Source organism: Bradyrhizobium sp. P5_C11_2 (assembly GCF_054049755.1).
The window spans coordinates 1-6,468 of sequence record NZ_JBFULT010000435.1 but is presented as its reverse complement, the minus strand read 5'-3'; the positions used below and the strand labels follow the sequence as shown (position 1 = coordinate 6,468).

Below are 6,468 nucleotides of genomic sequence, written 5' to 3'. Positions count from 1 at the left end.
ACCCGCCGCAGCTTGTTCAGGGCGTGGCTGACCGCGGACTGCGTCAGGCCGAGCCGCGTTGCCGCCGCCGTCACCGAGCCTTCCTCCAGCACGGCGAGGAACAGTTCGAGGGCGTGGCCGTCGAGCGCCAAATGATCGATTTTTTTCATGGAATTCATTATAATCGATCTATTTATCTTGAGAATAGTCCGCCGCATCATCTCCCGACAAAGCCGTGCGCCCAAACGGGGCGCCAGAGGGAGAGACAACGCCGATGAATGCCCAGGCRCCAGCCTTGCAGGATCCCCGCCTCAACGGTCCCGAGCCGTTCACGCCTCCGCTCCGTGACGGCGGCTTCTTCCAGCGCGACCGCACCATCCATCCGCCGGCGCACGCGCCCGGCTACAAATCCTCGGTGCTGCGCTCACCGCGTCAGGCGCTGCTGTCGCTGGAGAATTCGGTCTCGGAGATCACCGGACCGGTGTTCGGCCACAACGATCTCGGACCGCTCGACAACGATTTGATCCGCAACTACGCCAAGGACGGCGATCCGGTCGGCGAGCGCATCATCGTCCACGGCCGCGTGCTCGACGAGACCGGGCGCGGCGTGCCGAACACGCTGGTCGAGTTCTGGCAAGCCAATGCCGGCGGCCGCTACCGGCACAAGAAGGACACTTATCTGGCGCCGATCGATCCGAATTTCGGCGGCTGCGGCCGCGCGCTGAGCGACGACACCGGCTACTACTATTTCCGCACGGTGAAGCCCGGGCCCTATCCCTGGCGCAACTACGTCAACAGCTGGCGTCCCGCCCACATTCACTTCTCGGTATTCGGCTCGGGCTTCGCGCAGCGGCTGATCACCCAGATGTATTTTGAGGGCGATCCCCTGATCCYGGTCTGCCCGATCCTGACGACGATCCCGGATAAGGATGCGCTCGATCGCCTCGTGGCGCCGCTCGACCTCAACGCCTCGACGCCGTTCGACTCGCTCGCCTACCGCTTCGACATCGTGCTGCGCGGGGCCCGCTCCACCTATTTCGAAAATCGCACCGAGGGGAACTGAGTCCATGCCGCAGCCGCTCAACTACCTCAAGGAAACCGCCTCGCAGACCGCCGGCCCGTACGTCCACATCGGACTGATCCCGGCCATGGCCGGCTTCGACATCTTCGAGAAGAACTTTTCCAACGTGCTGGTGACGCCGAGGACCCAAGGCGAGCGCATCACGCTGGAGGGGCGCGTGCTCGACGGCAGCGGCACGCCGCTGCGCGACGTGCTGCTGGAAATCTGGCAGGCCAACGCCGCCGGCCGCTACAACCATCCGGCCGACCGTTCGGCCGGTGCGCTGGAGCAGGATTTTCGCGGCTGGGGCCGCRCCGGCTCGGATTTCGACAGCGGTCTCGTCACGTTCGAGACCGTCAAGCCGGGTGCGATCACCGACAAGGCAGGCCGCAAATGCGCGCCGCATGTCAACGTCTGGATCGTCGCGCGCGGCATCAATATCAGCCTCAATACGCGGCTCTATTTCTCGGATGAGGAGGCTGCGAACGCCGCCGATCCCGTACTCAACCTGGTCGAGCCGGCGCTGCGGCGCAAGACGCTGATCGCCACCCGCAGCGAGCGCGCCGGCAAGGTCGTGTATTCCTTCACGATCAATCTGCAGGGGCCGGAGGAGACGGTTTTCTTCGACGTCTGACGATCCGACGTCGTCCTATGGGATCAATCCACTCGGTCGCCTCGGATCTGCGCGCGCGGTGAATTGCGGTGGTTGTTGACGGATCTCTCGCGATCCCGGCCGTTCCGCCGGATCGCGCCCCACTCTTGGCTTCAGTTCCGCCAGGTCAATGAAGATGTCCGCTTGCCGGCGCAGGTCGTCGGCGACCATCGGCGGCTGGCTGACCAGCGTGGAGACAACCGTCACGCGGACGCCGCGACGCTGCACGGCTTGCACCAGCGGGCGGAAATCCCCGTCGCCCGAGAACAGCACGATCTGATCCACATGCTCGGCGAGTTCCATCGCATTGACGGCGAGTTCAATATCCATCCTGCCCTTCACCTTGCGGCGGCCGGTGATGGAGTCCACGAACTCCTTGGTGGGCTTGGTGACGACGGTGTAACCGTTATAGTCGAGCCAATCGATCAACGGCCGGATTGACGAGTATTCCTGATCCTCGATGACCGTCGTGTAGTAGAAGGCTCGCAGCACCACACCTCGGCCGTGAAATTCGGCGAGCAGACGCCTGTAATCGATATCGAAACCGAGCGCCTTGGAGGTGGCATAGAGATTGGAGCCATCGATGAAGAGTGCGATCTTCTCAAGCGAAGACATTATGCACAAATCTCCCGTTTCGCATGTGAGCCAGCAGGTTCGGCCCCTGAGGCTCTGTGGGCCGGCCGGAAAACCCTGAAGTCGCCCATGCTTTGCTGAAAAAACGGCGCAGACGACCGGACAGGGGTGTGGCCGTCATGCGCCAAGGTCAGGGAGTTGGTGCCACCAAGGAGGGTTGGTGCCACCGGCGCCAGGGCGCCCAATGCAAGCCACGTTAGGCCGTCAGCATTCCATGCTCAATTGTACGGAAGTAAACAGCGCGTATCCCAAGGGTTCGGCGCTCTATACCAAGGTAGATAGACGCGGCGGCAACAGCGGCCGTTGCCATGATCGCGCTGCTGCGCTCGGGGCGCATCGCCCGGCGCGGTGAACGCGCCGTCGTCCGGGCAGGTCTGGTTCATTCGGTCGGAAAATGGATCGGCCTCGTCCGATGACGAGGCCGATCCCTGTTGTCGCGATGGAGCTTGCGTCGCCGCGCGGATCTCGGCGGCGCGCCGGCTAGAATCCCGTCGGGCCCACCGCGCCGATCCAGTGCTTGACCTTGGTGGGGTCCTTTTCGTCCATATAGAAGAAATGGACCATCGTCGGTCGCACGGGCGCGGTGTTGGGGTCGTCGARACGCATCGCCACCTCGCCGCGAAATATCTTGAGCAGGGGGCTATCCCAGTACTCGATGACGTCGTGGAGCGCGGTGAAGCCGCGGTCGATGAACTGCCGCAGATTGTTGCGGATCGTCTCGCGCCCGTGCCAATCGGCGACGCCGAGATTGCAGATCGCGTCCTCGGCGAAGCAGTCAAAGCCGCTGCCGAAGGTCTTGTCGTCGATCTCCCGCCACATCGCGAGGAGCCAGTCCGGCGGCGGGGTTTTCGTGAAGGTCTTTGCACTCATGGTGTCTCCTGGGGCTGGTCGATGGTGGGGCATTGCGCGTCAGCCAATGGGCGTGGCGATCCCGAGCCTCGCGGCCACGCGCCGGGCAGTGGCCTCCCGGTGCGCGGTGATGTCGGCGACCGCTCGCTTGGCCTGGTCGAGGATGGCGCCGGGTGCCCGCTCCGGCGTGCCGCTGTCGAACGGCGGTTCCGGTGCATATTGCATGTAGAGCTGGATCGCCCGCGCCACGTCATCGCCGCGTAGCTCCGCCGCGAGCCGCAGCGCGCCGTCAATTCCGGCGGTGACGCCGGCGGCAAAGATCCAGTTCCCGTCAATCACAACCCGCTCGTTGACGGCGATGGCGCCGAAGAGCGGCAGCAGGTGAAAGGAGGCCCAATGGGTGGTCGCCCGTCGTTCCCTGAGAAGTCCCGCCGCGCCAAACAGCAGGGCGCCGGTGCAAACGGAGAATATGCTGCGCGCTCCGGCAGCCTGCCGCTGGATCCAGGCCAGGACCTCCGCGTCCTCCATCAGGGCTTCCTGGCCAAAGCCGCCGGGCACATGGAGCACGTCGAGCTGGGGAGCGTCCGCAAGCGTCGCATCCGGCGTCAGCCGCAAGCCCTTGACGTCGCGCACCGGCTCGGCCGTCCTGCCGTAGGTGCGATAGGTCGCGTTCGGAATGCGCGACAGCACCTCGAACGGTCCCGTCAGGTCGATCTGATCGAGGTCGTCGAACAGCAGGGATCCGATTTGCAGGTGCGTCTCATGTGGGATCATGGGTTTGCTCTGAATTCGAAGTGGACAGCGCCAGCCTAACGGGGCACGCTATGGCCAAAATGCCAAAGTCCCCTCGTTTTCAGCCAGGTTCTCGGCCAAGTCCCGCTCGTTCAAGGCCGCTTTCGCGCGATGCCCGCCCGTTCGCTCGCGGCGGCGTCGCTCGCGTCATCGAAGTGCTGGCGTTCCCGTCGGTCCAATTGCTCGACGTGACGGGGCCGCTCCAGGTGTTCGCGTCCGCCAACGAGCACGTCGCACAAGCCGGCGGGACGCCGCCCTACGCCCTTCGCGTGGTGGCGAAGGATCGCTCGCGCGTGACCGCATCGTCCGGGCTGGAGATCGCGACAGAGCGCCTTTCGCGCAGGGGCGCGCTCGATACGCTGCTGGTCGCCGGTGGTCCGGGCGTCGACCTGGCCGCCGCCGATCCGGCGCTGCTGGAGTGGCTGCGGCAGCGCGTGAAGAAGGCGCGGCGTGTGGCTTCGGTCTGCACAGGCGCATTCCTGCTCGGTGCGTCGGGCGCGCTCGACGGACGGCGCGCGGTGACCCATTGGTCATACTGTGCCGAGCTCGCGCGTCGCTTCCCCGCCGTGCGTGTCGAGTCCGATCCGATCTTCGTGCGCGATGGCACGATCTGGACCTCGGCGGGCGTGACAGCCGGAATCGACCTGGCGCTGGCCCTGGTGGAGGAGGACCTGGGCCGCGCCACGGCGCTCGCGGTGGCGCGCTATCTGGTCGTCTTCCTCAAACGACCGGGTGGGCAGGCGCAGTTCAGCGAGGCGCTGTCGCTGCAATCGGCCGAAGACGAATTCGGTGCGCTGCACGGATGGATCGACAGGCATCTCACCGGCGATCTTTCGCTGCCCAGGCTTGCCAGTCAGGCCGGGATGAGCGAACGCAGTTTCAGCCGGCATTATACCAGAGCAACCGGACAGACGCCGGCGCGCGCCATCGAGCGATTGAGGGTGGAGGCCGCCCGGCGCATGCTGTCGGAGACGCGCCTGCCTGTGAAGAGCATATCGCGACGCTGCGGCTTCGGGTCGGAAGAGACCATGCGTCGCAGTTTTCTGCGCCTCCTGGCTGCGACGCCACAGGACTATCGCAGCCGGTTCGGCTCTTAGACAGATTGATCTGAGGTTGCCGAGATAATGCTGAATGGGGGCCGGTTGATCCGGCCCCCATCCGCTACTCCACGATCTCCGTGACGATACCGGCACCAACGGTGCGGTTGCCTTCACGGATCGCGAAGCGCGACCGCTCTTCCAGAGCGATCGCCTTGTTGAGCTCGATTGTGAGCTCGGCGCTGTCGCCCGGCATCACCATCTCGACGCCGTCGCCGAACTGGACGGTGCCGGTGACGTCGGCCGTGCGGAAGTAGAACTGCGGACGATAGTTCCTGAAGAATGGCGTATGCCGCCCACCCTCGTCCTTCGTCAGCACGTACACCTCCGCCCGGAACGCCTTGTGCGGCTTCGCGGCGCCCGGCCGCGACAGCACCTGGCCCCGCTGCACCGCCTCCCTGTCGATCCCGCGCAGCAGGCAACCGACATTGTCGCCGGCCTGCCCCTGCTCCAGGATCTTCCGGTAGGTCTCAATGCCCGTCACAACCGACTTGCGCGTCTCGCCGAGGCCGACGATCTCGACCTCGTCGCCGAGCTTGACGGTGCCGCGCTCGATCAGCCCGGTCACGACCGTGCCGCGGCCGGAGATCGACTGGACGCCCTCGATCGGCATCAGGAACGGACGATCCTTCGGCCGCTCGGGCACCTCGATAAAGCTATCGAGTGCGTCGAACAGTTTCAGGATGGCCTGGTCCGCCAGCGGACCGGTTTCGCCGCGCAGCGCCTGGATGGCCGAGCCGCGAATGACCGGCGCGTTGTCCCCGTCGTAGCCGTACTTCGACAGGAGATCACGCAGCTCGATCTCGACGAGATCGATGAGCTCGGGATCATCGGCGACATCGCACTTGTTCAGGAACACCACGAGGCGCGGTACGCCCACCTGGCGCGCCAGCAGAATATGCTCGCGCGTTTGCGGCATCGGCCCGTCGGCAGCGGAGACGACCAGGATCGCGCCGTCCATCTGGGCCGCGCCGGTAATCATGTTCTTCACATAATCGGCGTGGCCCGGACAATCGACATGCGAGTAATGCCGCGCCGCCGTCGAAAACTCGACGTGGCTCGTCGCGATCGTCAGGATCTTCGAGTCGTCGCGCGTACCCTGCGCAGCCGACGCCTTGGCGACGTCCTGATAGGAGACGAACGCGCCCCAGCCGTGATCGGCCGAGACCTTCGTCAGCGCCGCCGTTAGCGTCGTCTTGCCATGGTCCACGTGGCCGATCGTGCCAACGTTGCAGTTGGGCTTGAGGCGCGTGAACTTCTCTTTGGACATAGGACACCTGTGGTGCTCGAGCTCCCGTGCTGGTTTGCACAACTCGGGACACCGCGAGAGCTCGATCGGCATCCGGAGCCGTTTCCGCTCCGGGCCGCTTCGATTGTCAGGTGTGACGTTCGTTCAGGCGCAAAGC

Annotated in this window: 8 protein-coding genes; 3 read left to right on the top strand and 5 right to left on the bottom strand. The window is 65.1% G+C overall.

All coding sequences use genetic code 11. The features are described 5' to 3' along the window. Positions 1–158: helix-turn-helix domain-containing protein (locus tag ACXJL8_RS30190; RefSeq protein WP_456686105.1), on the bottom strand; the 158-nt coding region annotated here is incomplete at its 3' end. Between the two features lie 95 nt (positions 159–253). Between ACXJL8_RS30190 and pcaH the strand changes: the two genes are divergently transcribed. Beyond that, complete coding sequence (gene pcaH / locus ACXJL8_RS30185) at positions 254–1,042, top strand: protocatechuate 3,4-dioxygenase subunit beta (protein ID WP_456686104.1); 789 nt, start codon at positions 254–256, stop codon at positions 1,040–1,042. Positions 1,043–1,046: 4 nt separating this feature from the next. After that, entirely contained in the window at positions 1,047–1,673 is a 627-nt protein-coding gene (gene pcaG, locus ACXJL8_RS30180; RefSeq protein WP_456686103.1) for a protocatechuate 3,4-dioxygenase subunit alpha, read from the top strand. Positions 1,674–1,688: 15 nt separating this feature from the next. Here the strand turns inward: pcaG and ACXJL8_RS30175 are convergent, their stop codons facing one another. From ACXJL8_RS30175 to ACXJL8_RS30165, 3 genes are all read right to left on the bottom strand, one after another. After that, positions 1,689–2,306, bottom strand: coding sequence for a LabA-like NYN domain-containing protein (locus ACXJL8_RS30175; RefSeq protein WP_456621578.1), 618 nt, complete (start codon positions 2,304–2,306; stop codon positions 1,689–1,691). Positions 2,307–2,804: 498 nt separating this feature from the next. Then, on the bottom strand, positions 2,805–3,194 hold the full coding sequence (locus ACXJL8_RS30170; RefSeq protein ID WP_456686102.1) for a nuclear transport factor 2 family protein: 390 nt from the start codon (positions 3,192–3,194) through the stop codon (positions 2,805–2,807). Positions 3,195–3,233: 39 nt separating this feature from the next. Next, positions 3,234–3,947, bottom strand: coding sequence for a DJ-1/PfpI family protein (locus ACXJL8_RS30165; RefSeq protein ID WP_456621580.1), 714 nt, complete (start codon positions 3,945–3,947; stop codon positions 3,234–3,236). Positions 3,948–4,114: 167 nt separating this feature from the next. Between ACXJL8_RS30165 and ACXJL8_RS30160 the strand changes: the two genes are divergently transcribed. Next, a complete protein-coding gene (locus ACXJL8_RS30160) occupies positions 4,115–5,062 on the top strand; it encodes a GlxA family transcriptional regulator (protein ID WP_456621625.1) in 948 nt (315 codons plus the stop codon). A 64-nt stretch (positions 5,063–5,126) separates the two neighbouring features. Here the strand turns inward: ACXJL8_RS30160 and tuf are convergent, their stop codons facing one another. Continuing rightward, complete coding sequence (tuf, locus tag ACXJL8_RS30155; protein WP_456621581.1) at positions 5,127–6,332, bottom strand: elongation factor Tu; 1,206 nt, start codon at positions 6,330–6,332, stop codon at positions 5,127–5,129. Positions 6,333–6,468: the final 136 nt, after the last annotated feature.